General features: G+C 67.2%; 30 protein-coding genes and 1 pseudogene. 11 read left to right on the top strand and 20 right to left on the bottom strand.

Annotated features, from left to right (window positions below):
- Position 1: 1 nt before the first annotated feature.
- Entirely contained in the window at positions 2-898 is an 897-nt protein-coding gene (gene rpsB, locus DO944_RS03190) for a 30S ribosomal protein S2 (protein WP_112614562.1), read from the bottom strand.
- Positions 899-1,175: 277 nt separating this feature from the next.
- On the opposite strand from rpsB, the gene DO944_RS03185 reads away from it, so the two are divergent.
- Entirely contained in the window at positions 1,176-1,679 is a 504-nt protein-coding gene (locus tag DO944_RS03185) for a murein hydrolase activator EnvC (protein ID WP_112614560.1), read from the top strand.
- A 3-nt stretch (positions 1,680-1,682) separates the two neighbouring features.
- On the opposite strand, the gene DO944_RS03180 is transcribed toward DO944_RS03185, so the two are convergent.
- The 4 genes and pseudogenes from DO944_RS03180 to DO944_RS16025 form a co-directional block, all read right to left on the bottom strand.
- Positions 1,683-2,261 (bottom strand): DUF3060 domain-containing protein, encoded by a 579-nt coding sequence (locus DO944_RS03180; protein WP_146752000.1) that lies wholly within the window; start codon positions 2,259-2,261, stop codon positions 1,683-1,685.
- 68 nt (positions 2,262-2,329) lie between these two features.
- Positions 2,330-3,241, bottom strand: coding sequence for a tyrosine recombinase XerC (locus DO944_RS03175; protein WP_112615123.1), 912 nt, complete (start codon positions 3,239-3,241; stop codon positions 2,330-2,332).
- Between the two features lie 58 nt (positions 3,242-3,299).
- Complete coding sequence (locus DO944_RS16030; RefSeq protein ID WP_396652012.1) at positions 3,300-3,533, bottom strand: hypothetical protein; 234 nt, start codon at positions 3,531-3,533, stop codon at positions 3,300-3,302.
- Positions 3,534-3,584: 51 nt separating this feature from the next.
- Positions 3,585-3,746: pseudogene (locus DO944_RS16025) on the bottom strand (DNA-processing protein DprA); the annotation flags it as partial.
- 20 nt (positions 3,747-3,766) lie between these two features.
- Here DO944_RS16025 and DO944_RS03165 point away from each other — a divergent pair.
- Complete coding sequence (locus DO944_RS03165) at positions 3,767-5,104, top strand: recombinase family protein (RefSeq protein ID WP_112614554.1); 1,338 nt, start codon at positions 3,767-3,769, stop codon at positions 5,102-5,104.
- A 210-nt stretch (positions 5,105-5,314) separates the two neighbouring features.
- Here DO944_RS03165 and DO944_RS15825 read toward each other — a convergent pair whose 3' ends face one another.
- The 3 genes from DO944_RS15825 to DO944_RS15535 are packed head-to-tail and all read right to left on the bottom strand — an operon-like array spanning position 5,315 to position 7,283.
- Entirely contained in the window at positions 5,315-5,446 is a 132-nt protein-coding gene (locus tag DO944_RS15825) for a hypothetical protein (protein ID WP_258524543.1), read from the bottom strand.
- A complete protein-coding gene (locus DO944_RS03160) occupies positions 5,443-7,062 on the bottom strand; it encodes a phage/plasmid primase, P4 family (RefSeq protein ID WP_181574128.1) in 1,620 nt (539 codons plus the stop codon). Before DO944_RS03160 ends, DO944_RS15825 begins: the two co-directional genes overlap by 4 nt.
- Positions 7,059-7,283, bottom strand: coding sequence for a hypothetical protein (locus DO944_RS15535; RefSeq protein WP_146751999.1), 225 nt, complete (start codon positions 7,281-7,283; stop codon positions 7,059-7,061). The genes DO944_RS03160 and DO944_RS15535 overlap by 4 nt, the downstream gene beginning before the upstream one ends.
- 686 nt (positions 7,284-7,969) lie before the next feature.
- On the opposite strand from DO944_RS15535, the gene DO944_RS03155 reads away from it, so the two are divergent.
- From DO944_RS03155 to DO944_RS03125, 7 genes are all read left to right on the top strand, one after another.
- Positions 7,970-8,185 carry a hypothetical protein gene (locus DO944_RS03155; RefSeq protein ID WP_112614550.1) on the top strand — a complete coding sequence of 72 codons (216 nt, stop codon included), beginning with the start codon at positions 7,970-7,972 and terminating at the stop codon, positions 8,183-8,185.
- A 257-nt stretch (positions 8,186-8,442) separates the two neighbouring features.
- Positions 8,443-8,799, top strand: coding sequence for a hypothetical protein (locus tag DO944_RS03150; protein WP_112614548.1), 357 nt, complete (start codon positions 8,443-8,445; stop codon positions 8,797-8,799).
- Positions 8,784-9,044, top strand: a complete 261-nt coding sequence (locus tag DO944_RS03145) for an HNH endonuclease (protein WP_112614546.1) — start codon at positions 8,784-8,786, stop codon at positions 9,042-9,044. The genes DO944_RS03150 and DO944_RS03145 overlap by 16 nt, the downstream gene beginning before the upstream one ends.
- A 90-nt stretch (positions 9,045-9,134) precedes the next feature.
- Positions 9,135-9,428, top strand: coding sequence for a hypothetical protein (locus tag DO944_RS03140; RefSeq protein ID WP_146751998.1), 294 nt, complete (start codon positions 9,135-9,137; stop codon positions 9,426-9,428).
- Positions 9,421-10,860 (top strand): terminase large subunit domain-containing protein, encoded by a 1,440-nt coding sequence (locus tag DO944_RS03135; protein ID WP_112614542.1) that lies wholly within the window; start codon positions 9,421-9,423, stop codon positions 10,858-10,860. The genes DO944_RS03140 and DO944_RS03135 overlap by 8 nt, the downstream gene beginning before the upstream one ends.
- Before the next feature lie 63 nt (positions 10,861-10,923).
- Complete coding sequence (locus DO944_RS03130) at positions 10,924-12,114, top strand: phage portal protein (RefSeq protein ID WP_112614540.1); 1,191 nt, start codon at positions 10,924-10,926, stop codon at positions 12,112-12,114.
- Complete coding sequence (locus DO944_RS03125; RefSeq protein WP_112614538.1) at positions 12,107-13,351, top strand: HK97 family phage prohead protease; 1,245 nt, start codon at positions 12,107-12,109, stop codon at positions 13,349-13,351. The genes DO944_RS03130 and DO944_RS03125 overlap by 8 nt, the downstream gene beginning before the upstream one ends.
- Positions 13,352-15,078: 1,727 nt before the next feature.
- Here the strand turns inward: DO944_RS03125 and DO944_RS03115 are convergent.
- The 3 genes from DO944_RS03115 to DO944_RS03105 all read right to left on the bottom strand — a co-directional run bounded on the left by DO944_RS03115 (position 15,079) and on the right by DO944_RS03105 (position 17,224).
- Complete coding sequence (locus tag DO944_RS03115; RefSeq protein ID WP_258524542.1) at positions 15,079-15,573, bottom strand: toll/interleukin-1 receptor domain-containing protein; 495 nt, start codon at positions 15,571-15,573, stop codon at positions 15,079-15,081.
- A 242-nt stretch (positions 15,574-15,815) separates the two neighbouring features.
- On the bottom strand, positions 15,816-16,004 hold the full coding sequence (locus DO944_RS03110; RefSeq protein WP_112614532.1) for a hypothetical protein: 189 nt from the start codon (positions 16,002-16,004) through the stop codon (positions 15,816-15,818).
- 386 nt (positions 16,005-16,390) lie between these two features.
- A complete protein-coding gene (locus DO944_RS03105; RefSeq protein ID WP_181574127.1) occupies positions 16,391-17,224 on the bottom strand; it encodes a DNA-processing protein DprA in 834 nt (277 codons plus the stop codon).
- Positions 17,225-17,352: 128 nt separating this feature from the next.
- Between DO944_RS03105 and DO944_RS03100 the strand changes: the two genes are divergently transcribed.
- Positions 17,353-17,847: a hypothetical protein gene (locus tag DO944_RS03100; protein WP_112614528.1), complete on the top strand. Its 495-nt coding sequence runs from the start codon at positions 17,353-17,355 to the stop codon at positions 17,845-17,847.
- Between the two features lie 38 nt (positions 17,848-17,885).
- Positions 17,886-18,644 carry a hypothetical protein gene (locus tag DO944_RS03095; RefSeq protein ID WP_146751997.1) on the top strand — a complete coding sequence of 253 codons (759 nt, stop codon included), beginning with the start codon at positions 17,886-17,888 and terminating at the stop codon, positions 18,642-18,644.
- A gap of 159 nt (positions 18,645-18,803) precedes the next feature.
- On the opposite strand, the gene DO944_RS03085 is transcribed toward DO944_RS03095, so the two are convergent.
- From DO944_RS03085 to DO944_RS15820, 9 genes are all read right to left on the bottom strand, one after another.
- Positions 18,804-19,253 carry a hypothetical protein gene (locus DO944_RS03085; protein WP_112614522.1) on the bottom strand — a complete coding sequence of 150 codons (450 nt, stop codon included), beginning with the start codon at positions 19,251-19,253 and terminating at the stop codon, positions 18,804-18,806.
- A gap of 92 nt (positions 19,254-19,345) precedes the next feature.
- Complete coding sequence (locus DO944_RS03080) at positions 19,346-19,648, bottom strand: hypothetical protein (protein ID WP_112614520.1); 303 nt, start codon at positions 19,646-19,648, stop codon at positions 19,346-19,348.
- Complete coding sequence (locus DO944_RS03075) at positions 19,641-19,832, bottom strand: hypothetical protein (protein ID WP_112614518.1); 192 nt, start codon at positions 19,830-19,832, stop codon at positions 19,641-19,643. The genes DO944_RS03080 and DO944_RS03075 overlap by 8 nt, the downstream gene beginning before the upstream one ends.
- A 160-nt stretch (positions 19,833-19,992) precedes the next feature.
- Positions 19,993-20,223 carry a hypothetical protein gene (locus DO944_RS03070; RefSeq protein WP_112614516.1) on the bottom strand — a complete coding sequence of 77 codons (231 nt, stop codon included), beginning with the start codon at positions 20,221-20,223 and terminating at the stop codon, positions 19,993-19,995.
- A complete protein-coding gene (locus tag DO944_RS03065; RefSeq protein ID WP_112614514.1) occupies positions 20,205-20,426 on the bottom strand; it encodes a hypothetical protein in 222 nt (73 codons plus the stop codon). The genes DO944_RS03070 and DO944_RS03065 overlap by 19 nt, the downstream gene beginning before the upstream one ends.
- The gene (locus DO944_RS03060) at positions 20,419-21,168 is read right to left on the bottom strand and encodes a hypothetical protein (RefSeq protein WP_112614512.1); all 750 of its coding nucleotides are present in this window, start codon (positions 21,166-21,168) and stop codon (positions 20,419-20,421) included. The genes DO944_RS03065 and DO944_RS03060 overlap by 8 nt, the downstream gene beginning before the upstream one ends.
- Before the next feature lie 19 nt (positions 21,169-21,187).
- Positions 21,188-22,543: an AAA family ATPase gene (locus DO944_RS03055; RefSeq protein ID WP_112614510.1), complete on the bottom strand. Its 1,356-nt coding sequence runs from the start codon at positions 22,541-22,543 to the stop codon at positions 21,188-21,190.
- Complete coding sequence (locus tag DO944_RS03050; protein ID WP_112614508.1) at positions 22,540-23,001, bottom strand: hypothetical protein; 462 nt, start codon at positions 22,999-23,001, stop codon at positions 22,540-22,542. The genes DO944_RS03055 and DO944_RS03050 overlap by 4 nt, the downstream gene beginning before the upstream one ends.
- The gene (locus tag DO944_RS15820) at positions 22,998-23,132 is read right to left on the bottom strand and encodes a hypothetical protein (protein ID WP_258524541.1); all 135 of its coding nucleotides are present in this window, start codon (positions 23,130-23,132) and stop codon (positions 22,998-23,000) included. The genes DO944_RS03050 and DO944_RS15820 overlap by 4 nt, the downstream gene beginning before the upstream one ends.
- Positions 23,133-23,255 lie beyond the last annotated feature (123 nt).

The raw sequence follows: 23,255 nt of genomic DNA, 5'->3' as shown, positions 1-23,255 counted from the left end.
ATTACTTCTCGGTGGCCTCGGCGGCGACGGTCTCGGCCTGCGCCTCGGCGCCGGCCTCGTCGGCGGGCGTCTCGGTCGCGGCGACCTCGGCGGCAGCGCCCTCGACCGGGGCGTTCTCGGCGGCAGCGGTCTCTGCAGGAGCGCTCTCGAGCAGCTCGCGCTCCCAGTCGGCGAGGGGCTCGGCCTCGGCCGACTCGTCGGACGGCTGGTGGCGCTGGATGAGGCCCTCGGCAGCAGCGTCGGCGACGATGCGCGTGAGCAGGCTCACCGAACGGATCGCGTCGTCGTTGCCGGGGATGGGGTACTGGAACTCGTCGGGGTCGGCGTTCGTGTCGAGGATGCCGATCACGGGGATGCCGAGCTTCTTGGCCTCATCGATCGCGAGGTGCTCGCGCTTGGCGTCGACGACCCAGATGGCCGACGGGGTCTTCTGCAGGTTGCGGATACCGCCGAGCGACTTGTGCAGCTTGTCGAGCTCGCGCTTCTTGAGCAGCAGCTCCTTCTTCGTGAAGCCGCTGGCTGCGGGGTTCTCGAAGTCGAGCTCCTCGAGCTCCTTCATGCGGGCGAGGCGCTTCGAGACCGTCTGGAAGTTGGTCAGCAGACCACCGAGCCAGCGCTGGTTCACGTAGGGCTGACCCACGCGGGTCGCCTGCTCGGCGATGACCTCCTGCGCCTGCTTCTTGGTGCCGACGAAGAGGATGGTGCCGCCGTGCGCGACCGTCTCCTTGACGTACTCGTAGGCGCGGTCGATGTACGACAGCGACTGCTGCAGGTCGATGATGTGGATGCCCGAGCGCTCGGTGAGGATGAAGCGCTTGACTTTCGGGTTCCAGCGGCGGGTCTGGTGCCCGAAGTGGACGCCGCTGTCGAGCAGCTGGCGAATGGTTACGACGGCCATGGCCGTTCTCCTTCTGTTTCGGTTGATTCGCCGGGCCGACGGCCCGGTACTCCTGGCGCCCGACACACTTCCGCTCGCCGCCGGAGCGGGAGACCTGGGGAAGATGCGCCACGATCGGGAACCGATCGCTCAGGGCACGCGTAGTCACCTCGACGAGCGAGGCGCGGTGATCAGTGTAGCAGTGAGCCGCTCCTCCCCCACGCTGCGTGCGAACGGGTTGCCCGCGTGTCGCGGCTGACGTCGCTGCGGCGAACGAACGAGTCTCAAGACTCGACTCGTGACCCGTTCCCCGGCCGCCCTGCTCGCAGCAGCGCTCCTCATCGTGAGCACGTTTCATCCCGACGCCGTCGCGCCAGGTGGTGAGCCGCGTCCCTCGCCCGGCTGGGTCATGCCGCTGCGCGGAGCCGCCGTCGCGCGAGGCTTCGAAGCTCCGGCACATGAGTACGCTCCCGGGCATCGAGGCGTCGACCTCGCCGGCGGGGGCGAGAGCGAGGTCGTCGCGCCGGCGAACGGTGTCATCGCGTTCGCGGGGCCCGTCGCCGGCCGCCCCGTCGTGACGATCGACCACGGCGACGGGGTGGTGACCAGTCTCGAGCCGGTCGACACGGCCCTGCAGACGGGGACGGCGGTCGGCCAAGGGGAGCCCGTGGGAACCGTGGCGTCCGGCGGCCATACGGGCGACGGCACGATCCACTTCGGAGTGCGGCGCAACGGTGAGTACATCAACCCGCTCCTGATGATGGGCGGCCTCACCAGGCCGATCCTGTTGCCGTGCTGCTGAGCGTCAGTCGTTCCCGATCATGTTGCGGTCACCGCTCTGGGTGACCGTTCCCAGGCGATCCGCGTCGACGTGGTTGTCGTTGCCCGATACCGATACGGTGCCGACCTCGTCGGCGTCGACGGAGTTGCGGTCTCCCGCGATGGTGAGGGCGCCGACCCTGGCGGCATCCACATCGGCGGATTGCCCCGTGATCTCGAGCGAGTCGACCGAGCCGAGGTCGATCTCGATGCGATCACCACTCGCGAGGACGTTTCCGACGCGCGCTCGCTCGAGGTCGACGTCGAGCGAAGCGCCCTCGATGCGGACCACGTCGCACTCGCCGGCGAAGGCGAGGTCGAGGTCGGTTCCGCGGATCGCGACGACGCCGTCGATGCACGCGGGGTCGTTCGGCCCCGGCACCGCAGGAACCGTCGCGTCGGATGATGCTTCCGGCGTCGCGGCGGGCGAAGCCGAGGGAGACGCCGAGGTCTGCGGCGCCGTAGGCCGGACGATCCGGTCGGGCTCGTTCGACGCCACCGGCGCGCACGAAGCGAGCATCCCGACGAGCACAGTCGCGCCGATCGCTGCAGCAGCTCTTCTCATGCGTGCCCCCTCTTCGTGCTCCTCCGTGTGCTCTCCCAACGCTACGACGGCGGAGGGCCAGCGCACCATCATGCGCGCGGATGCGCTTGTCGATAGGCGGCGGCGAGCCGTTCCCCCGACACGTGCGTGTAGATCTGCGTCGTGCCGAGGCTCGCGTGCCCGAGGATCTCCTGAACGGCCCGCAGGTCGGCACCGCCATCCAACAGATGGGTCGCGGCGGAATGCCGCAGAGTGTGCGGCCCGACGGCATCCACCCCGAGTGCGGGGCCGAGCTTCTCCGAGACCGTCGCATATACGGCGCGCGCCGTCAGCCGACCACCGCGCGACCCGAGGAACACTGCACGCGCGGCCTCTGCTCGGCCTGCGGCGCGTGCCGCGAGCACCGGACGCCCGCGGACCAGGTAAGCCTGCACGGCGTCGAATGCCGGACCGCCTACGGGAACGACCCGGTCCTTATCGCCCTTGCCCGTGACACGTGCCGTGCGGCGTTCGCTGTCGATGTCGTCGAGGTCCAGTCCGCATAGTTCGGACACGCGGATGCCGGTCGCGTACAGCGTTTCGAGGATCGCGTGGTCGCGGAGGAGAACCGGATCCCCGTCGGCCGCCCGCGCCCGCAGATCGTCGAGGACGGATGCCATCGTCTGAGCGGTCGCGACTTTGGGCAGGGTCCGCGCCCGCTTCGGTGACGCCAGGCGGAGGGCGGGGTCGCTGGCGATCGCGCCGCGCTCGGTCGCCCACGCGAAGAAGCCCCGGGCGGTCGCGGTACGGCGAGCGAGGGTGGAGCGCGCGTCGCCCCGCTCACTCGCGCGCCAGACCCAATCGCGGAGCACCTCGATGTCCACCTCTTCGAGCTCGATGTCGCCCGACGCCGCAGCCAGATCGGCGAGGTCATTGCGGTAGGCGCGGACGGTGTTCTCAGAGAGTCTGCGGACGCGCAGCAGGTGGTCAGCGTACGCGTCCGCCGCCTCCGAGATGAGCATGCAGCCAGCATGACCGATCCGCAGGCGCCGCCGGGCCAGGCTCGCGGTGCGCCGGAGGTCACCTTCCCGCCCGCCGCCACCCGCGCTCGTCGGACACGACTCGACCATCGAGCTCCAGGAGCCCCAAGCAGGCGCTCACATCCTCGCCGGCCACGCCGGAGCGCCGCGCGATCTCCGCGACGTCCCGCGGCACGCGGGTACTCAGCGCGTCGAGCACCCGCGTGGCATCATCCGTGCGACCGCCTTCGCCGAGGACCGCGGCATCGCCGGGTTCGTCGGTCCATCCGAGCATCTCCCGGACGTCGTCCGCGCTCGTGATGCACCGGCCGTCGTACTCGCGAAGAATCCGGTGGCATCCTGCCGACGCCGCCGAGGTCACCGGCCCCGGTACCGCGCCGAGGGCCCGCCCGAGCGCCGCTGCATGTCCCGCAGTGTTCAACGAACCCGACCTCCACCCCGCCTCGACCACGACGGTGGCATCGGAGAGCGCAGCGATCAGCCGATTGCGCTGGCAGAATCACAGATGTGACAACGTGCGCGATCTATGTCCGGCAGTCCATCGACAAGGCCGAGGGCATCAGCCGTCAGCTTGCACGGTGCCGCGCCCTCGCGGAGTCCCGAGGCTGGACCGTGGTCGCCGAGTTCGAGGACAACGCCGTGAGCGCGTTCAAGTCTCGCGGGCAGGGCACCGCATGGCAACGGCTCCTCGACTCCCCCGCCGAGGTGGTGATCGCCGTCAACATGGACCGACTGCTTCGCGGGCAGGCTGACCTTCTCGCGCTCATCGACGCCGGAAAGACAGTCGCGACCGTTGAGGGCGACCTCGACCTCACCACCGCCGAGGGTCGCTTCCGCGCCGAGCTGCTGACCTCGCTCGCGAGCTTCGAGGCGCGGCGGAAGGGCGAGCGCCAGGTGCGGGGCAATGAGTCGCGCGTGGCGAACGGGCTCCCGGTTCCGGGTAAGCGGCGGTTCGGCTTCGAGCCGGGGAACGTCATCGAACGCCCCGAGGAGGCGGAGCAGGTTCGGCAGGCGTACGCCGACATACTCGCGGGCCACTCCCTCCGCTCGATCGCGACCCGGTTCGGGAAGCCCCCGGTGCGCGTCCGGGAGATTCTGACGAACCCCTCTTATGCCGGTTGGGTCGTCCGGAAGGGGCAGCGATTCGAGGCGCACGCAACCGTCGCCCGAGTCGTGGACCGGGACGTGTGGGAGGCGGTTCAAGACCTCCTCGCAGATGATGCCCGTCGCACGAGCCCCGGCCCGGGTCGGAAGCACTTCCTGAGCGGTATCGCCCGGTGCGAGTGCGGGGCGCTCATGCGAGCGATCAGCGTCTACTACAAGTGCAGTGCGGACACTGCGCACGCGACCATCTACCGTCGCGACCTCGAACCGCACGTGAAGTCACACCTCGCCGCCGCGCTCATCCGGAACGCCGGGGCTGCAACGGTCGGCGCTCCCGCCCCACTCGCACGCCGCCTGAGTGAGCTAGAGGATGAGCGCACCCGGTGGACCCGCATGGGCGCGCTTCCCGGCGTGGACTTTGCGGAGGTCGAGCGGGAACTCGTGCGGATCGCCCGCGAGGCTGAGGAGGTCGCCGAGCGGCTGGGGCGGAGCCGCGTGGAGTCCGCAACCCAGCGCCTCACCGTGGAGGCCCTGACAGTGCTCGCCGACGCCCTCGAAGACCCGAACGCCGTGGAGCAGTTGCCGGACGGCTCGACGGACGTAGACCTCGACCTCGACGCGTGGGAAACGTACTTCGACGCCCTGCCGCTCGACTCGCGGCGTGACCTCGTGGACTCGCGCCTGACCGTCGTCGTCAGCAAGGGCCGCGGACTCGGGCGGGTGACCGTCACCCCGCGATAGTTCCCACTCAAATGACGGGAAAGCCCCGATCAGACCCGGTTTAAGTTTGGGTCTGGTCGGGGCTTCCGCCGTGTGCCAGAGTCGCCCTACAACTCCACAGTGTCTAGAACTCCATCAGCCGCAGGGTGCGGAGCGTCCGCAGGCAGTGGAGGGTGACCCGTATCTCGATGAATCGAGTACGGACCTCCATCGCTCGCAGTTCGAGGGCGCTCACTCTTCGCCCTCCATCACTTCGCGGATGTTGTGGGCGGTGATCCATGCATCCATCCACCGCACCTGATCCTCAAGGCGCGCGATGCGCTCTTCGAGGCTCGGGGCGGGGTGCTGGTAACGGCGCGTCACGCCCAACCTCCCTCGGTGACAGACTCACGGGGCTTGAACCGAACGCCCGCCCACATGGTCGCCTGCGCCGGGGTTGGCTTCTGGTCTTCGCGCCACGAGACGGGGAGTCGGGTCAGTCCCGAGTGATCCCGCGACCTCGACAGCTTCGCCACGTTGTTCTTCTTGAACAGCTCGTGCGACTCAAGGCGCGCGGCGAGGGTGTTCTCGGCGACCTTCGTCTTGCCGACACCCTGCATCCAGTCGAGGAAGTCCTCGTAGAGGTCCGAGGTGAGCACCTTCGAGGATGGATCGAACTCGATTCGTTCCATGCAGTAGGCCATGACTACATCGGTATCCTCCCGCCAGCGCTGAGTATCCAGCCGGACAGTGAGCGGAACCGGAAGCTGACGGCGACCGTTCCCGAACCACTCGACCGCACCGGCCACGAGCCACGCGAGAACCGCGTCCCACTGTCCACCAGGGTTGTCCCGAAGGCGCTCCCGAAGCCCGGGGTCGCCGTGGCGTTCGTTCGGGGCCATGATCGGATCGTCCGGGTGAATGAACTTGTACGGGTATCTCACGAGCGCGAGACGCCGCCAGGTGCCGCCGTCCGTCTCCGCGATCTGCGGGACGAAGTTCGTGTTGACGAACAGCGTGTGCGTAGCATCCCAACTCACCCAGTCCTGACGCATCGCACGTGCGGTCATCACCGCAGTACCGGCGAGGTCTTTCAACCTTTTGGTGGGCAGGAACTTCCCCTCGGGTGTCTCTTCGAGCACCGCGAAGCGCGCACCGCGAAGAGTCATCAGGTCCGCGGGGTGCTCCCCCGGCGATGCGAGCAGCACCCGATCCGGGACGAACACGCCATACCCGCCGAGGGCCTTCACCATGGCGGTCACCTGAGCGCTCTTACCGTTCGAGCCGTCGCCGGTCTGGATGGGAATCACGTCGTCGTCTACAGCGAAGCCGGTGATCGCCTGCCCGTAACGGACCTGCATCCACTCGCGCACGTCGGACGGCAACGCCTCAAGAGCCATCTCCCAATCGGGATGAGTCGCCTCGGGATCGTAGTCGCACCCGGTCACCTTCGTGAGGTAGTCCTCCGGGTGCGGGGCGCGGATCGAGGCGTCCCGAAGATCGACGAGCCCGTTCCGGCAGTTCAGCACGTAGGGGTCGGCATCGAACTTCGCGGCATCGACCGCGAGCAGGCCGCGGAGGAAGTACAGGACGTTCGCCGCCTTCGTCTTCTGCAAGAGCACGGCGTACGCCTTCACGTCATCCGGCTTGAGGTCAGGTGAGGCGGTTAGCTCGGTGAAGCGGGCGCGTAGCTCACGGCGCACCACCTCCACCGCATCCGCCTCGCCCTTGCTCAGCCACACGGTGCCGTCCCACATGCGCCACACGCCCTCTGAGTAGCAAAGACGGGCCGCGAGGCCCTGACGCCCGCTCTGCGGCGTCCACCCGTGGACAGTCCTGCCGTCCTCGGTGCGCTCCTCGTGGAGGATGCCACCGCGGGCCAGAATCTCGGCGAGAACCGAGTCATCGAGGTGACGGGCAGACAGGCGGGCCAGCGGCTCAGCGGCACGAGCTTTCAGCGTGGCCTCATGCGCCGCCACGGCCTCGCGTCCGGCGCTCACGGTGCCACCTCCACACGGAGCGTCGTGCTCATCCCGTGGAGGATCGTCCAGCCGGTCCATTCGACGCCCTCGGCGTTCGTCCACGCATCGAGGTAGGCGTTGTACGTGAACAGGTCGCCGTCCAGGAGAAGGCGAGGGGGTAGACCGTAGATCGGATGACGGTTGGTGTACTCGGGATCGGTAGGCGCGGCTCCCCCGCGCTCGGGTAGTCCAGTGGACATTTGAGGATTCCTTTTGTGAGTGGAAACACGAATCCCCTCGGGCCCGTCCAGAGAACCGAGGGGATTCGCTCACAAAAAAGAGTTCAAATGCTCAAGTACATTCTAGCACATGTTCGCATCCTGGACGGGAAACTGTGCGGACTCGACAGCCGGATACTCGATCCCGTCTCAGCGGCACAATGACAGAATAGCAGAAATCGAATGGGGGGTGTTTTTGCATCCGCGTTCGGAATGGGGTAGGAAGGCCGGTTTCATATCGATAGTCGATTGCTTACACCACAGTTCGGGCGAATTACAAGAGTTGTCTCACAGGAAACTCTCAGGTGTGCAGGGTGTGAGGGGGGTGTTGATTAAGGCCCTATGCACACCACCCTAGGGCTTCATCCGAAGTGCCACTCACACCCTACACACCGGCAAACGAAAACCCCCGAGCGGGATTGCCCGGGGGTTGCGCTAGTACAAACGACATATGGTAAGTGTGGCGGGATTGCCACCCTTCCATTGTATAGGAATACAGAAGGCCCCTCGGCAGCGAAGGAGGAAGCATACCGAGGGGCCAACACTTGAAAGAAGCACAACCCGTGACGAATGCACACACTCATTATATCGTCTCTTTCAGAGGTGGTAAAATGGAGGTATCACATTGAAAGAATGCCTCGCGAATCGAGGCGAAAGTCGAGCCACCCATGTGGGACCTGATCAAGAACGCTACCGAGGTACGCGTCACCATCCCGAAGACAGAGCGAACCGCACGAGAAGATGCTCTCGCCGCTTTGGCCTACTACGTCGAACACGGCGGTGTGTTGACGTTGGATGGTAACGAGGTTCCGTTCATCGCATCCGACGTTGAAGAGAGCGCGGATGCCGTGTCGTACAGCATTCGTCCCATCGCCGGTGAGTGAGCTAGAGGGCCGACCCTCCGCGGCTGATACGGAGGGAACAGGGCACCCTGAGGGCGCTCTCTTCACCAAGTGGACCTACTTCGACGGGTGCCGCTGCAAGCGTTGCACCGCGTCTTACAAGCTGTCTCTGCGGTACGTCAAGGAGGACGCCGACGAGACGCCGCTCGACCACTACGGACGCCCGTACACGGGGCCGCTACCGCACAACCCCTACCTCGCCGCGAGAGGCGAGCAGTGCCGCTGTGAGGGGTGCCGTCATGACGCTTGAGCACGCGATCTTGCAGCCGGTCGAGAACGGGGAGCCGTTGTGCTCCTGCGAGTACTGCGATGCGGCGAAGCGGATCATCTCCCGTATGCGGAAGACCTCAGCCGCGCCCGCGACCAAGGCGAAGAACACCGCCCTCCTCGCCGCGATCAAGGTCGCCGCTGACACCGGGACTCCCCTGCCCGAGGGTGCCGCGCGGCGGGAGAAGGCCGTGGCCGAGAAGCCCGATATGAGCTTCCTCAACGACCTACCCCCCGGGCAGAGATGGCAGGCCCGGGTTGAGTACTGGGCCGCACGCGTTGGTAAGCGGACCTACTCGGGTAAGCGCGATCAATGGACGAACTCATGAGCGTCCATAGTGCACGCGGTGCAGCGTGGAACAGGGTCCGCCTCGCCTGCCTAGAGCGGGACCTATCTGTGTGCCAGTACTGCGGGGGCCATGCCACCACAGCCGATCACGTGATCCCCATCAGCAAGGGCGGGCCGTCCGAGCTATGGAACCTGGTCGCCGCTTGTCAGCCGTGCAACGCCCGGAAGTCGGATCGGCCGATCCTTCGCCGCTTCTGGCGCGATGAGTCGTGGTTCCGCCGATGAGCCGGGCCGTCTTTTCCGTGGCGTATGCCAGTTCACCCCGCCCCACCTTTTTCGCGCACAACCGGCCCAATAATCCCGAGGTTTGACCCGATGACCGTCGAAACACTCTCAGAAACTCTGGAAACCTACCTAGCGACCCTAGGTTCATCGATGACCCCTGCGGAGTCCCCCATGATCGCCGCCCTACGCGCGATGGCAACGCAGCTTGACGCGCAGATCGCTGACGAGGGCGCGGTTGCGTCCCTCCTCGCGACTTACACCCGCGAACTCGCTCGCTTCCAGAAGGCCCGCGCCAACATGCCCGCGGTCGATCCGCTCGCCGCCGCCCTGGACGCTCTGAACGCCCCTGCCCCTACGACAAACGACGCCATGAACGATTCGTGAGTTCGGGGCGGCTCGATACACCGCCCCACTATCGGACAACTTCACAAGCGACTGGGATCGGTTCGAGCCGATCGTTCTCATCGTCTGGCGCGAGGCCTTCGGGATCGAACTGGACCCCTGGCAACGTGCGCTTCTGCGCGCCATCCTCGAAACGTATCCCCCAGGCCACGCCCGCGCGGGTCAGCTTCGCTACCGCTCCGTCGTCGTCTCGATGGGGCGTCAGAACGGCAAGACCGAACTCGGCGCGATCCTCGGACTCTGGGGGCTCCTCCGCCAGTCGAACGCGTTCACGGTTGGCCTCGCGTCCAGCAAGGAACAGGCCGACCTCATTTATGCGCGCGCCCGGAAGGCGATCACCGGCAACCCGACGCTCGCGAAGCGGTTCCGCCGCTCTACCGGCACCCGCGGCCTTGAGACTCATGACGGCGCGATCTACCGCGTAGCCCCGGCAACGTCGGCGGGTCTGCAAGGTATCCCGATCACGACCGCGCTCGTCGATGAGCTTCACATCCTCCCGCGCGAGCTATGGGCGGACGTGGTGAACGGTATGGGCGGACGCCCGAACACGCTCGTCATCGGCATCACGACCGCGGGCGGTGATGAGTCCGAGCTACTGAAGAACCTCTATGAGACCGGGGACAAGGCGGTAGCGGGCGACCCGACGCTTGAGCGCTTCGGCTTCTTCTGCTGGGAGGCTCCCGAGTCGATCGTCCCGACCGATGACGCGAAGCTTCTCGACTATCTCAAGGCCGCGAACCCGGCGCTCTCGGGCGGTCGCCTCGACCCCGAGACGATCCTCGCGGACGTGCGCGCCCTCTCGACCGCCGAGATTCTGCGCTACCGCCTCAACCGCTTCACCTCGGGCACAGAGGCTTTCATCGACCTCGCGAAGTGGGGTGAGTGTCAACGCCCGTGGGATTCCGAGTGGCCTACCGGCACTCAGCCGGTCATCGCTCTCGACTGGTCTACGGGTCAGCAGTACGCGACCATCGCCGCCGCCGCGCTCGATGAGTCCGGGAACGCGCACACGCAGCTTGTCGCGACCATCGTCAACCCGACCCTCGAAGGACTTACGGCACTCTGCGAGGAACTGTCGTTCCGGTATCCCACGGCCTTCGTGATGTACAGCTACCGCCTTCGCGAACTCGGGAACGAACTCAAGCGGCGCGGATATCCGGTGTCGCTGTACTCCCCCGCCGACATTGTGCGCGCCTCGAACAGCTTCTACGCGCGCGTAGCTCGGAAGACGCTCCGCCACGCGGGTGACCCGCTGCTCACGGTACAACTCCCCCGCACCGTCTCGAAGCCTCACGGGGACTCCTTCATCATCTCCGCGTCCGATTCCTCGACCGAAATCGATGCAGTGATGGCAACTGTTATGGCCGTGCACGCCGCGGAGGTCACGCCGCAGCAGACCGCGAGCTTCTTCTAAATATCACCCTCGAATTCGATGGTAAAATGTTAGGAGACAACAGCGACGAATTCCTATCAGTATTTGGAGTACGTCGCTTTGGCAATTTGGGACACATGGAAGACCGTAACGCGGGCCGCTGAGGTCATCGCGGACGGCGGCGCTTTCGTCATCCCCTCGCGCGAAGTCTCAAGCCGCGCCGTCTCCTCCGAGGACGCCCTAACTCTTCCCGAGGTCTACCGCGCCTTCTCGCTCATCTCGACCGCGATCAAGCAGCTCTCACTAGACGTTTACCGCGGCGATGAGCGACTAGACCCAAAGCCCGCGATCGTTCGCGCCCCGAACGTCGATATGAGCGTCGGCGAATTCCTCGAACTCGTCACGAACTCCCTCACCGCGCAGGGCAACGCCTACCTCCTCATCGACCGCGACTCATCGGGCCGCGTCGTGAACTTCACCCCGCTTGACCCGAGGACGGTCGAGCCGGACATGAACGCCTTCGGCACAGTGACGCACTACAGAGTCGCAGGACGTACGACGCCCGTCCCTTCGCGTGACATGGAGCATCTGAAGCTCAACCGGATGCCCGGTCGCGCGAAGGGCCTCGGGCCTATTCAGGCGGCGCAGGGCACGCTCCGCGGAGCGCTCGATGTCCGTGACTACGCCTCGAACTGGTTCCACGACTCCGGCCTACCCGCAGGCGGCTACTGGTCCACCGATAAGGCTCTGGTGCCCGCGCAAGCGGAACTCAACCGGGAGGCGCTGACACGTGCCACGCGTGACCGCGAGGGCGCTCCCATGGTTGGTGACGGCTTCAAGCTCGTGCCCTTCACGCTGTCCCCCGAGGATGCGCAGTGGCTCGAATCTCGGAAGTACAACACGACCGATATCGCCCGTCTCTTCGGTGTACCCGCGTCCCTCATGCTCGCGGTCCTCGACGGCAACGCGCAGAGCTACCAGAACGTCTCTCAGGAACTCACCGGGTGGGTCAAGTTCGGCCTCGCGCAGTACACGACCGAAATCGAGGAGGCGCTATCTCGCGCCCTCCCCCGCGGTCAGCGCGTCCGCTTCAACTTCGAGGCCCTTCTCCGCGGTGACACCGCCGAGCGCTACGCCGCTCACGAGTCCGCACTTCGCGCCGGATGGATGACCCCGGATGAGGTGCGCGCCATCGAGAACCTTCCCCCACTCCCCAAGCCCGAACCGGCCCCCGCTCCCGCCCCTGAGGTAGTCGAGCCCGAGGCCCCCGAGACCGAGGAGGCCGTCAATGTCTGACCTCGAAACCCGCGAAGCGACCCTAGAGTTCCGCGCCGATGAGAGCGCCGATGAAGGCGTGATCGAGGGCTACGCCGTCCCCTACGGCGAGATCGCCGACATCGGCGGACAGTACCGCGAGAGCTTCGAGCGCGGCGCGTTCGACGGCTCGCAGGACATCAAGCTGTACCGCGATCACAAGACGATCATCGGGCACGTCCTTGAAACCGAGGACCGCGACGGCGGTCTATGGGTCCGCGCGAAGGTCGCCCTCTCCGACCTCGGGCGCGACACCCTCGCCCTCCTTCGTTCGGGCGCACTGAACCGCTTCTCGGTGGGCTTCGTCCCCCTCTCTCAGCGCACCTCAGACGCCGGTGTCGTCGTGCGCACCAAGGCCCTTCTACGCGAAATCTCCGTAGTCGAACGTCCCGCATACAGCGGGGCATCCATCCTCAGCGTTCGCGAGGAATCAACCCCCATCAATGGAGAACACACAATGACTGATTCAGTCTCTCCCGCGGACGTGAACGAGCTCCGCGGCCAGGTCGAGGACATCGAGCGCCGCTTCGAGACCTTCACCACTTCCGCCCCCGCGGCTCCCGCCGTGGACAACCGCTCTGCCGGTGCAGTCCTGAAGGCCATCGTTGAGGGCGACTCCGCCACCATCGATGCCTACAACCGCGCTCAGGAACACCGTCACGACGAGCTTCAGCAGCGTGACTTCAGCGGTGCCGTTGTCGCCGACGCCCCGGTGCAGGACGCCTATGTCGGCAACCTGACCCGTCTGTTCGACGCCTCTTCGGGTGTTCAGTCGCGCGTCTTCTCGCGTGGCACGCTGCCCGCTACCGGCATGAACGTCGAGTACACGCAGCTCAAGAGCAACACTCTGAAGGTCGAGCAGCAGGTCAACGAGGGCGACACCCTACCGTTCGGCAAGCTTGAGTTCGAGAACAAGTCGGCCCCCGTGAAGACCTTCGGTGGTTACACCGAGCTTTCGCGTCAGGCCATCGAGCGTTCGAGCATCCCGGTGCTTAACACGACCCTTGAGGCGCTGACGATCGAGGCCGGGCGCCGCAAGAAGATCGAGTGTAAAGGTGCGCTCGGGGCCGGAGACGATCCACTGTGCACCGATCCAATGTCGCGAGCACCGAAGGCCCCGACTTCGTCTCGGACCCGGTGCGCGTCGTCATGCGCGAGAACCTGGATCACGCCCCCTGGACCGGCTTCATCCCCGAGCCGAGCGGGCTCATTCAGCTAGAGGCGGACGGTGTGCGGCGCGGCTCGCTCTACACCGTTGACCCCGCCCCGGTCGGCCTGATCCGTGAGACTCAGGCCAAGACGCCATCCACCGAGGTGAACGTTGCCCAGTACGGGATCGGTATCCGCCGCACTGTGGACGGGCTCACCCCGGGCCGGACGTACACCGTCCGCGCCACCGCCGTAGCCCTCGCCCCTGCCGCGGTGGACAACTACGCGATCGGCGTCGAGGGTGTGGGGTTCGCGCCCTACGGTGACCTCGAACTCCCCGGTGAGACAACCCCGCTGCCCGAGTTCGAATTCGTCGCCACCGCAGAGACGCACGTCATCGTCATCGCGTCCGAACCGGTGTGGGGGCAGATCGAGGGCTTCGTTGAAGCGACCGGCTTCTATGGAGTCGAAATCACCGAGGACCGCTCCGCCTCGCCCTACCGGCTTCAGAGCACCGTCTACGAGTCCACGCTCGCGAACCACTTCTCCCTCGCCTGCAACTCAGTCGGGGCGGTGTGGTTCGTGGATGCCCACGACCGCGCTCAGTTCCGCCAGTTCCCGAAGGACTCCCCCGTTCGCGCCGTCTTCTCGGACACCCGCGCACCGGGCCATTTCGAGTACGTCGACGCACAACAGGCATGGGACACGAAGAACACCATCACTCGCCTTGAGTCCGCCAACCGCGGAATCGACCCGCTGACCGGCGATGACTTCACCCGTAACAGCACCTTCTATCTCCGAGAGGAGACCGAACTTCTGGGTGTTCGGAAGGGAGCGCTTGAGACGAACATCTCGACGCCGCTCCGCATAGCTAACCTCATCCGCTTCCCGACCGAGCGCGTGAAGCATTGGGCGAAGCTGGATGGCCGCAACTCATGGTCGTTGAAGGCCGGAGAAGACGCGACGGTCCTCCGCGCAATCGATGGCGGCAACACTCGGATCGAGATTGGTCACAGTATCCCCGAGGTGCCCGCGGACACCGCCGTAAGGGCCGTGTTCTCTGCGCCGGTCAAGCCGGGATCGTCCTACTTCGCATCGGTCGAGGTCGAGGGGTCGAACCTCATCGAATCGGGTCAGATCAAGATCACGTGGGTTGACCGGACTCTCCGGCAGGTATCGGCCACGGTGGAGAACAGCTACACGGTGGGCCTCGCCCCGCAGACGTACGAGGTCGGCCCCCTTGTGGCCCCCGCGGGCGCGAGTGACCTCATGCTCTCTGTCGCGTTCGGCGGCGCATCCGTACCCGCGGGCGCGGAGGTCCGGGTGCGAAAGCCGCTCGTAGTCGAGGCGGATCAGCCGATGCCGTACGTCGATGGCGACACACTGTCCACTCGCGAGGAGTGGTATCGGTACCTCGGCGATACCGGCGTAACGGTTGCCAACGATGTCTCGCTTCTCTGGCGTCGAATGGGCGAGGTGTTCGTGGATCACGCGTACACCGACTACCGAGTGACATCGATTCGATGGAACGCGCAGGAGAGCCCCGACCTCGCCGCGCAGCTTGAGATTCAAGACCGGATCACGATCCTTCGCCGAGGCGTCGAGGTCACCGACTATCGGATCGTCGGGCGTCGAGATGAGGCGGACGGATCGCGCTGGATCGTCACCCTCGATGTCGTGCCCAACGAGGCCGCATAGCCCCCCGGGGACCGTTCTTCCCGGGTTGACACAGTGACACAACGACAGAGGCCCCCAGCATGACGCTGGGGGCCTCTCGCTGTGTTGTGAGGTGCTGGATCAGTCGAGAAGCACAGTGTCAGCGATCTTCGCTGCCACGGTGTTCAGCGAGTCGTACTCCGAGGTGGTGAGGCCCGAGTGTGACGCCAGAAGCGGGCTCACATCGCGCAGCTGCTCGAAGGTCGTGCCGTGAGCGATCGGGATCACGCGACCCGTCTGCAGGAGTGCCGAAAGCTCACGATCGGCGACGCCCTCCGCATCGAGGCTCTTGAGCAGTTCCGGAGTCACGAGAACGATGCCCGCCCGGGAGGCACGAAGGCCCTTGTCGATCTGCCGCATCAGCGGAGTACCGAGCGGCACGTCCTTCTCGCTAAACCAGACCTTCACGTCGAGTCCGGTCAGCAGGTTGTAGAAGTCGAGTGCCGCGCCTTCCCGATCACCCCATGCGTGGCAGAGGAACAGATCGCGACGGTCCACGACCTCGCTCTTCGCGATGCGAGCGACCTCTTCGCGAACGGGATTCAGCAGCCGGTACTCCTGCACCGAGTAGGTCACCGACGAGCGCCGAGCGCGACTGGAAGCGCTCCGAGCCCCGGAGCCGCCCGAAGACCGGCTCGCGTAGCTCGGGTAACGCTTCGGCGGCGGCGGCGTCTCGACCCGCGGCGGAGAGTAGGGCCGCGAGTAGGACGGGTAGCTGTAGCCATATCCACCGCGTCCTCCATGTACGGGGCAGCTCGCCGCCCCTCCTCCGGTATGGCCTCGCACGGGGGCAGTGCACTGCCCGTAGCCGCGCACCATCAGCGCTTCCCGTGCTTCGTCGCGTCGACCAGACGGTAGTTCTGCCCAGCCTTGAGGGGCGGGGGCAGCGGGTTGCCGCGCGTGGACGTACGCTCGATCCCGGTACGCCCACCACGGGGTCCGACGATCTCGTACTGCCCCGACCGAGGGGTCGGAGTCCCGGGGTTCAGATCCGGCGTCGTAGCCATCTCCTTGTCCAATCCGAACAACAACGGAATGGTCCGGTGAGAGGAGAGTCACGACGACTCCCACCCTCGTGCGGTGTTAGAGTCTCTACACACCCCATCCGGCAAGATAGGTGTAGAGCCCCGAACCGCTCCGGTCTACCCCGGACTTCGGGGCTCCTTGCTGTCCTTCGGGCTCAATACTACATATGGGTGCCGACATCGGGGGGCACCACAATGGGTAGTAGTTACAAGCCTGTAGTTTCTCCACAGCACTAGGCTGTGTTCTCCACCGTTTCATCCACAGGTAAGATGCGCGGGCCGCATCGTCGCAGGCCCGGAATTATGCGGCTGAGTCGATCTCCGCTTCCCTCCGTCCACAGATCGTACGGTAGACCCCTCCACCGACATCAGATTCGGACGGATCGCGCTCCCTCGGCGTGTCGCGGAGTGTCGTGGTGCCACACCGTGGGGCATGGGGCGGCCACGCCGTTGACATGACTGAGTTTCTGTTGCAAAAAACGCCACTTCGTCGGTGCCGTGCCGCAGGGCACCTCGCTCACGACCACACCACGGCGCGACACCTCCGTCAACAAGCCGGCATGGCCCGACGGGTACGCCTTGTCGACGCCTCCCGCGAGCACGGCGATCGTGCTGCCGCCGACCGCGAGGCAGGCTCGATGCGCCGCAGCGTCGATCCCGACGGCAGCCCCGGACACGATCGTCACCCCCGCGACGCCCAGTTCTCCCGCGATCTCCCCCGCGACCTGCACACCGTACGCAGTCGCCGCGCGCGCTCCGACGAGCGCAACCGCCGCCGCTGGCGCCGCGAGAGCATCTGCCCGTCCTCTGGCCCACAGCGCGACCGGGGCATGGATGCCGAGTTCCTCGACCCTCTCCGGCCAGGCCGGATCACCCGGCACGATGAGCCGAACCCCGACCCGCTTCGCCCGCTCGATCGCGTAGGAGTGGTCGCCCTGCCGCGGACGCCACCGGGCACAGGCGCGGCGCCAGTCCCGCACCTCGAGATCGAGCTCCGCCGGAGGTGTGTCGTCTCGCAGAGCGCACTGGAAGGCGCGGAACGCTCCCAGCCGCTGGATTGCGAGCCCGGCGATACCGTCTCCGGGCTCGGCCAGCACCGACCATCGTGCTCGCGCCCAGCGCTCGCGGACGCTGTCGGGATCTGCCAGGTCGCCCGCGGGCACGAGCCCCGCCAACGCGCTGCGCACCTCGTCGTTGCTCACTGCTGGAGGCCCTTCTTCAGGAATAGTGCGCGCCCGACGTCACCCGCGGTCAGCCGCTCGCGACCCGCGAGGTCGGCGACCGACCATGCCACTCAATACATCGGTTCAGAACGTAACTAGGAGGAGCCGTGGGGCAACACGAACGTGAGATCGTCGCCGCGAAGGTGGAGAACGAAGAGCGCTGGGCGTACGACCGCAAGCAAGAGCGGTTCAGCCTCAGGCAAATGGCGCAGCTGGTCGCGTTGCCGGTCGAGCGCGGCGGCCTCGGCTACCCGCTCTCCGAGAAGGTACTCCGCGCCCGCGTGGACGCCTACTTCGCGCGCATCCGCGATTCGATTCAGACCGGCGTAGATGAGCGGCGGGCACGACAGGAGGCAGAGATCGACGAACTCATCCGGCTAGCCGTGAGCGACATCGCCGCCGCCCGTGCCGCTGGCGACGTGAAGGCGTCCGCCGAGGCCGAGATGCGCCTCCTCCGCTACCAGGAGCGCGAGGCGAAGATCTTCGGCACGGATGCGCCCCAGCGCGTCGAGGCGGAGGTCACAACGCGCGACGGCGTGCTCGAGGACATGAACGCGGCCCTCGTCGCGCTCGGCCGGGAGCCGGTGACCGCGCGCGACTGACCCGCGCGGCGGCATTCTCCGCCGATATGCTCGGCGCCGTGACGCCTTCCCCGACTCCGACGCCCGTCGCGCCGCTCGCGCCCCTCGTCGACGCCCTCGCGCCCTATACCGACGTCATCTCGGCGTTCGCGGCGATCATCACGGCCGTGATCGCCGTCGTCGCCCTGGCGAGCACGGCGCGCGACAGCCGGGAGCGCAGTCGGCCGCTCGTCATGGCGCTCTTCCGCGAGGCGGAGCACAGCGACTCATCCTTCGAGTTCGTCGTCCGCAACTACGGGACGTCGGCCGCTCGGGATCTGACCGTCACCTTCGACCCGCCGTTCTCCGAGGAGCAACGCCAGGACGGACTCACCGACACACTCGCGAAGCGCTACGATCGCGCGACGCCTATCCTCCCGCCCGGGAGCGAGTTGACGAACGTGTGGTGGGCCGGCGGAGTCACCACGACGTCGCACAATGAGCTCGTCAATCACATGAAGACGCCCGACGAGGTCACCGTCTCCGTCTCGTACAAGGGCAATCGCTGGCGCCGCTACTCCGACACGTTCACGCTGCACGTCGACGCGATCAAGCTCACGACGACGAGCGTCTCGAGCACATCGATGCCCGGGCGCATGAAGACGCTTGCGGAGTCCGCGAAGAAGATCGCCGACGAGCTACGGGCGACGAACCGACAGCTTCGCGAGATTGAGCGTCGCCTCCCGAGCGAGGACCGCGAAAACGAAGATGCCCCGCCGAGCCCGAAGGTCCGACGGAGCATCCCCGAGTTGCTCGCTATGTTGCGGCCGGGCCGCTGAGCCGCGCGCGGGCCTTCTCGCGCTTGTGCACGTCGCGATGGTCCCGCGCGACGCTGATCGCTCGCGCGTGATCCATGAACGGCCCGAGCGAGAGCCCGCACGTGCAGACGACGAGCGAGCCCGTGTCGGGTGAGCGGTCGACGCGACAGGCCGAGGCGCTCATGCCGTGTGCCCGAGCCGTCCATCGCCCGCGAGCCAGGCGTTGACGCGGTTCGGGGCCGAGACGAGGGATGTCCCGCGCGCCCCGGTGAGCGTCACGGTTCCGCCGGCCGTCAGGGAGCCGCCCGTCGAGAGTGATGCGGCCGCGAGGGCTCCGTTCACGGTGAGCGAGCCCGTGATCGAGACGTTACCGGCGAAGGCCGCTGCGATCGCGGCCGCGATCTTCGCGTCGATCGCCGCGTCGATCTGCGCGTCCGTGCGTCGCCCCGCCATGTAGTTGTTGAGCGTCTCCGTGATGTTTGCGACCAGGCCTTGAAGCTTCGCAACGGTCGACGACAAGGCCTCACCTGTCGGCGCCTCAAGCGCGCGGACCCGCTCCCCGAGGTCGTCGAGCTCGTCGATGAGATCCCCGATATCGGAGGGGATCGACCCCTGTCGCCGGCTACGCATCGGCCCGCTCTCCGTTCAGGACGACGAGCCTGTCATGCAGCTTCACGAGCGCCTCCTCGAGCTCGACGAGCGCCTCGCCGAGCTTCTCTCCCTCAGTCATCGCCGTACCCCTCGAGCACGCGGCGCAGCGCGACGACGGACGACTCGAGCACGCCGTGCTCGTCGACAGGCCCCGTCCACTTCCGGCCAATCGCCCACAGGACGGATGCGGCGGCGAAGGCGAGCGCGGCGTCCTCGTCGCGGTCGGTGATCTCGAGCGCCGTAGCGCACTCGAGGGCCTCGCGGACGGCCTTCTGAGCGTCGGCGCCGCGACGCTGGACCGAGCGCGTGGCGGCACGGTCGGCGCGACGGAGGATCGTGTCGACGTTCTCGTCCGCAGCGGTGCGCTCAGTCATCGTCGCCCCCGCGGAGACGGTTCGCCTGGGCGGCGCTGGCGGAGCTTCGGAGGTCGGTCGACGACGAGGAACCGCGGAGGTAGCGGGCCTGTCGCTCGCTGGCGCTGAGGTTCTCCTGTCGGCTCTCGAGTTCGGCTTCGAGCGCGGCCTCGCGGCGGCGGAGCTTTGCGATGCGGTCGGTCATGATGCGGTGTTCTCCTTCGTGGCGGCGACCATCTGCGCGACGGTCTGCTCGAGTTCGGTCAATGCGGCGTCGAACGCCTTACGCTCGGTGTTGGTCATCTCCATGGCCTTTCCGCCGCGGCTCCCGTGATTCGACGCTCAGGAGCCGCGGCGTCGTGTTGTCAGGGCTGCGGTTCGGGGTCCGGCTCGGGGGCGGGGTCGGGCGTGATGACGTCGACGACGAAGCGCGTCTTGCTCGCGTCGCCCGGGAGCGCGTTCTTCTCGCGGAAGCGCGTCCCGTGGACGTCGGTCGCGGCGGGGATGAGCGTCTTCTTCGCCGCGAGGCGGGCGTCGTAGGTGCTGGCGAAGCCGACGGGGACGTCGACGGTGATCTCTACTCGGTTGATGGGCACGTGCCTTCTCCTTCTGTGTTGCGGGGGGTCTGGGTGACTCGGAGGCGAGCGACGTCGACGAGGACCGCCAGAAGCGGCGCCGGCGACTCTCCGTCGCCGAGGGCCTCGAGCGTCCGGTTCGTGATCTCGTCGAGCGTCTCGGCGAGCGTCCACTTCCGTTCCATGTCGATGCCGGCGAAGTCGCGGTCGATGGGGTCAGTCATCGTCGCCGTCCTCGTCGGGGTCCGCGACGTCGATCGCGTCGAACTGCGCGTCGGCGTCGGCCTGGGCGTCGCGCTTCTTGAGCTCGGCCTTGAACTCGTCGACCGTCGCCGAAGCCGAGACGATCGCCTCGTCGAGCTTCTCGAGGGTGACGGCGACGTGAACCTCCGGCGCCCCGTGCTTCGCGGACTTGAGCGGGCGGCCGCGGAGGTCGCGCTTGTGCGGCATGTCCGCGACCATCGCGGCGAAGGCCGTTGTCGAGCCGAACGCGGCGCCGTGCTGGGCGAGCATCGTTCGGGCCGTCGTGAGCCCCAGGAGCGCCGCCTCAGCGTCCGCCAGGGCCTGTCGGAGAAGCGGGTCGCTGTGGGCGATGACCGCGTCGACGATCGCCTCATAATGGCTCACCGCACGGGCCGAGGCGACCTGCTGCTCGAGCTCGGCGATCTCGAGGTCATCCTCGGCGTCGCGCTGCGCCTTCCGGGCGGCCTTCGCCGAGAACTTCGTCCCCTCCTTGCCAGCACGCGCGGCGTCCGCGCGGTGCTGCTCGGAGAGGCGACGAGGACGCTCGCGAGCCTCCGTCGCGACTTTGTTCGCCTCGCGGAGCGCTTTCACAGTGCCGGGGAGGCTCTTCACGAGCGCCGCGACTTCGGCGACCTTGATCTTCCCCGGGTCGGGGAGGTCGACGCTGTACCGGGCGTTGAGGGTTCCGGCGGCGGTGATGCTGCTGAATGATTCGGAGATCACGGTTGTTTGCCTTTCGTTATCAATCGACAGGGAATGTGGTCTGCTGGGCGGCTCGCCAGGCGGTGAGAGCGGCGAACGCACGGTCGCTTCCCCACTTCATGCGCGCCTTGACGTCGGTCTTCGACGTCGGCGCGGGCTCGAGGTCGTTCAGGGCGGCGACGTCGGCGGCGAGTTGCTCGGAGAGGCGCTCTTCGTGCGAGCGCGGCGCGTAGAACTCCCACGTCGAGACGCCGCTGCGGGAGTCAAGCCGGAAGACGGCGGCGGTCGGGCTCTTCGCCGCGGGCGAGACGGCGCGGAGGCCGCCGTGCCGGTCCTTGAGGATGGTCAGTGCGGCCACGCCTCCCTGGCCGGGTGCGAAGGGCTCCATGGTCGCCACGGCGAGATACGAGCCGTCGATCGCGGCCTTCTTCGCGCCGGCGCCGATCGCGTACCCGCCGCGGCCCTCTTCCTTCGTGACGTGGTCGATGACGAGGACGGCGGCGCCGAGGTTCGCGAGGGGCGAGAGGATCTCGCGATGGATGCGGCGATAGTCGTCGTTCGAGTTGGACTCTCCGCCCATGAGCGGCACCATCTCGCCGACGGAGTCGACGACGACGAACGTCGGGCGCCATTCGTCCGCGGCGGCGACGATGCGTCGGAGATGGTCGGCGGAGCGCACGTCGACGTAGCGGAAGCGGTTGCGGTCGGCGAGGACGCTCTCTTCGATGCCGTCGGCGGCGAGGTAGTGCGAGAGCGTCGCCTCGGCTCCGTTGTGGTCGGCGTCGACGTGTAGCACGCGCGCCCCGTCCTTGAGGGCGTCGCACGCCTGAGCGATCGCGACGAGCGTCTTCCCGCTCTCAGGAGGGCCGACGAGGCCGTTTACGGCCCCGCTGTAGGCGAGACGCACACCATCGGCGCGGAGGCCCCCAGCGTCCGGCGTACGGCGCTCGACGCCCTGCTCGATGAGCGCGGCGACGTCGGCGTAGTCGTCGGCGAGGTCGTCGACCTCGAGCTCCTCCTCGTCGAGCTCGCGACGGGCGTCGCGGCGGATGCGCTGCTTCTCCTTCTCGGCGTCCAGGTCGGCGCGACGGCTCGCGGCATCCGGCGCCCAGAGGAACGCGCGACGCGGACCCCGGCGGCCCTTGTCGTACGCGCGGGCGGCCTTCTTGCGGAGCGCCTTCCGCTCCTCCTTCGCGAGCTTCGGCGCGGAGTCGAAGAGGAAGTCGAGCGCGGCGCTCTTCGTGTAGACCTCGAGCGGGACGCTCGCTCCCATGTCGCGTGCGGCGGTCGGGATCTCGGCCGGGTCGTGCTCGACGAGCTTCCCGAGCCCGGCGACGTGGGCGACGATGCTCTCGCGGCTCGTGGCGATGAAGTCGACGCCGTCGATGACGGTCATGCGAGGCCCAGCCGGCGCATGTGAGCGATGAGGCGCGTCTCCGCGTCGTTCGCCTCCTTGTCGTGCATTTCAGCGAACGCGCGATCCCGGACGGCGCGCTCGCGGAGGCGCGTCGCCTCGCGCTCGAGGTAGACGAGGAGGAGATCGTCGTTCGCGTCCGCCGGGCGGCTCGAGTCGACTCCCTGAGTGCGCAGCCGCTCGAGCTCAGCGGCGGCCAGGCGCTTGAGGATGCGGCGCCATGACGTGCGGCTCATCCCCTCATCGGACAGGCCCAGAGTGCGGGCGCGCTCGTCCCACATCGTCTCGTCAGGGCTTCCGGCCGGGAGCGTGCGGGGTCCGCGCGTCTCCTTCGGCACGGGGCGCGGCTTCTCCCAGCGCTTCGCGATGAGGTCGCGGAAGTACGCCGAGCGCTCCGGGGAGCCTTTCGGCGGGATGACGGAGGGCTTGTCGGCGCTCACGCGGCACCCCCGAAGAGGGCGGCGATCTCGGCGATGAGGGCGGGACGGAGCGGAGGGGCGGCGTCGACGACGCGGGCGACGATCGCGCGCTCATCCGGAGAGAGCGGGGCGAGAGGGGCGGCAGAGCGCATGAGCGGCAAGTCCTCGAGTCGAGGTCTGGCCGATATAGCTCGGTACCGCGGTTTGCTCTGAGTGACCGCCGCGCTTCTAGCGCTCTGCTGGCAGCTTCGCCCGGCGGTTCCTGTCGGCCTACC

Source organism: Microbacterium sp. SMR1, assembly GCF_003289625.1.
Lineage (GTDB): Bacteria > Actinomycetota > Actinomycetes > Actinomycetales > Microbacteriaceae > Microbacterium > Microbacterium plantarum.
This window is presented reverse-complemented; position numbering and strand designations above follow the sequence as displayed.

Coding starts and splice junctions, on each gene's coding strand:
- rpsB (WP_112614562.1), bottom strand. CDS start 898: ATGGCCGTCGTAACCATTCGCCAGCTGCTCGACAGCGGCGTCCACTTC.
- DO944_RS03180 (WP_146752000.1), bottom strand. CDS start 2,261: ATGAGAAGAGCTGCTGCAGCGATCGGCGCGACTGTGCTCGTCGGGATG.
- DO944_RS03175 (WP_112615123.1), bottom strand. CDS start 3,241: ATGCTCATCTCGGAGGCGGCGGACGCGTACGCTGACCACCTGCTGCGC.
- DO944_RS16030 (WP_396652012.1), bottom strand. CDS start 3,533: ATGCTCGGATGGACCGACGAACCCGGCGATGCCGCGGTCCTCGGCGAA.
- DO944_RS15535 (WP_146751999.1), bottom strand. CDS start 7,283: ATGTCCACTGGACTACCCGAGCGCGGGGGAGCCGCGCCTACCGATCCC.
- DO944_RS03155 (WP_112614550.1), top strand. CDS start 7,970: ATGTGGGACCTGATCAAGAACGCTACCGAGGTACGCGTCACCATCCCG.
- DO944_RS03150 (WP_112614548.1), top strand. CDS start 8,443: ATGACGCTTGAGCACGCGATCTTGCAGCCGGTCGAGAACGGGGAGCCG.
- DO944_RS03145 (WP_112614546.1), top strand. CDS start 8,784: ATGGACGAACTCATGAGCGTCCATAGTGCACGCGGTGCAGCGTGGAAC.
- DO944_RS03140 (WP_146751998.1), top strand. CDS start 9,135: ATGACCGTCGAAACACTCTCAGAAACTCTGGAAACCTACCTAGCGACC.
- DO944_RS03125 (WP_112614538.1), top strand. CDS start 12,107: ATGTCTGACCTCGAAACCCGCGAAGCGACCCTAGAGTTCCGCGCCGAT.
- DO944_RS03110 (WP_112614532.1), bottom strand. CDS start 16,004: ATGGCTACGACGCCGGATCTGAACCCCGGGACTCCGACCCCTCGGTCG.
- DO944_RS03085 (WP_112614522.1), bottom strand. CDS start 19,253: ATGCGTAGCCGGCGACAGGGGTCGATCCCCTCCGATATCGGGGATCTC.
- DO944_RS03080 (WP_112614520.1), bottom strand. CDS start 19,648: ATGACTGAGCGCACCGCTGCGGACGAGAACGTCGACACGATCCTCCGT.
- DO944_RS03075 (WP_112614518.1), bottom strand. CDS start 19,832: ATGACCGACCGCATCGCAAAGCTCCGCCGCCGCGAGGCCGCGCTCGAA.
- DO944_RS03065 (WP_112614514.1), bottom strand. CDS start 20,426: ATGACTGACCCCATCGACCGCGACTTCGCCGGCATCGACATGGAACGG.
- DO944_RS03055 (WP_112614510.1), bottom strand. CDS start 22,543: ATGACCGTCATCGACGGCGTCGACTTCATCGCCACGAGCCGCGAGAGC.
- DO944_RS15820 (WP_258524541.1), bottom strand. CDS start 23,132: ATGCGCTCTGCCGCCCCTCTCGCCCCGCTCTCTCCGGATGAGCGCGCG.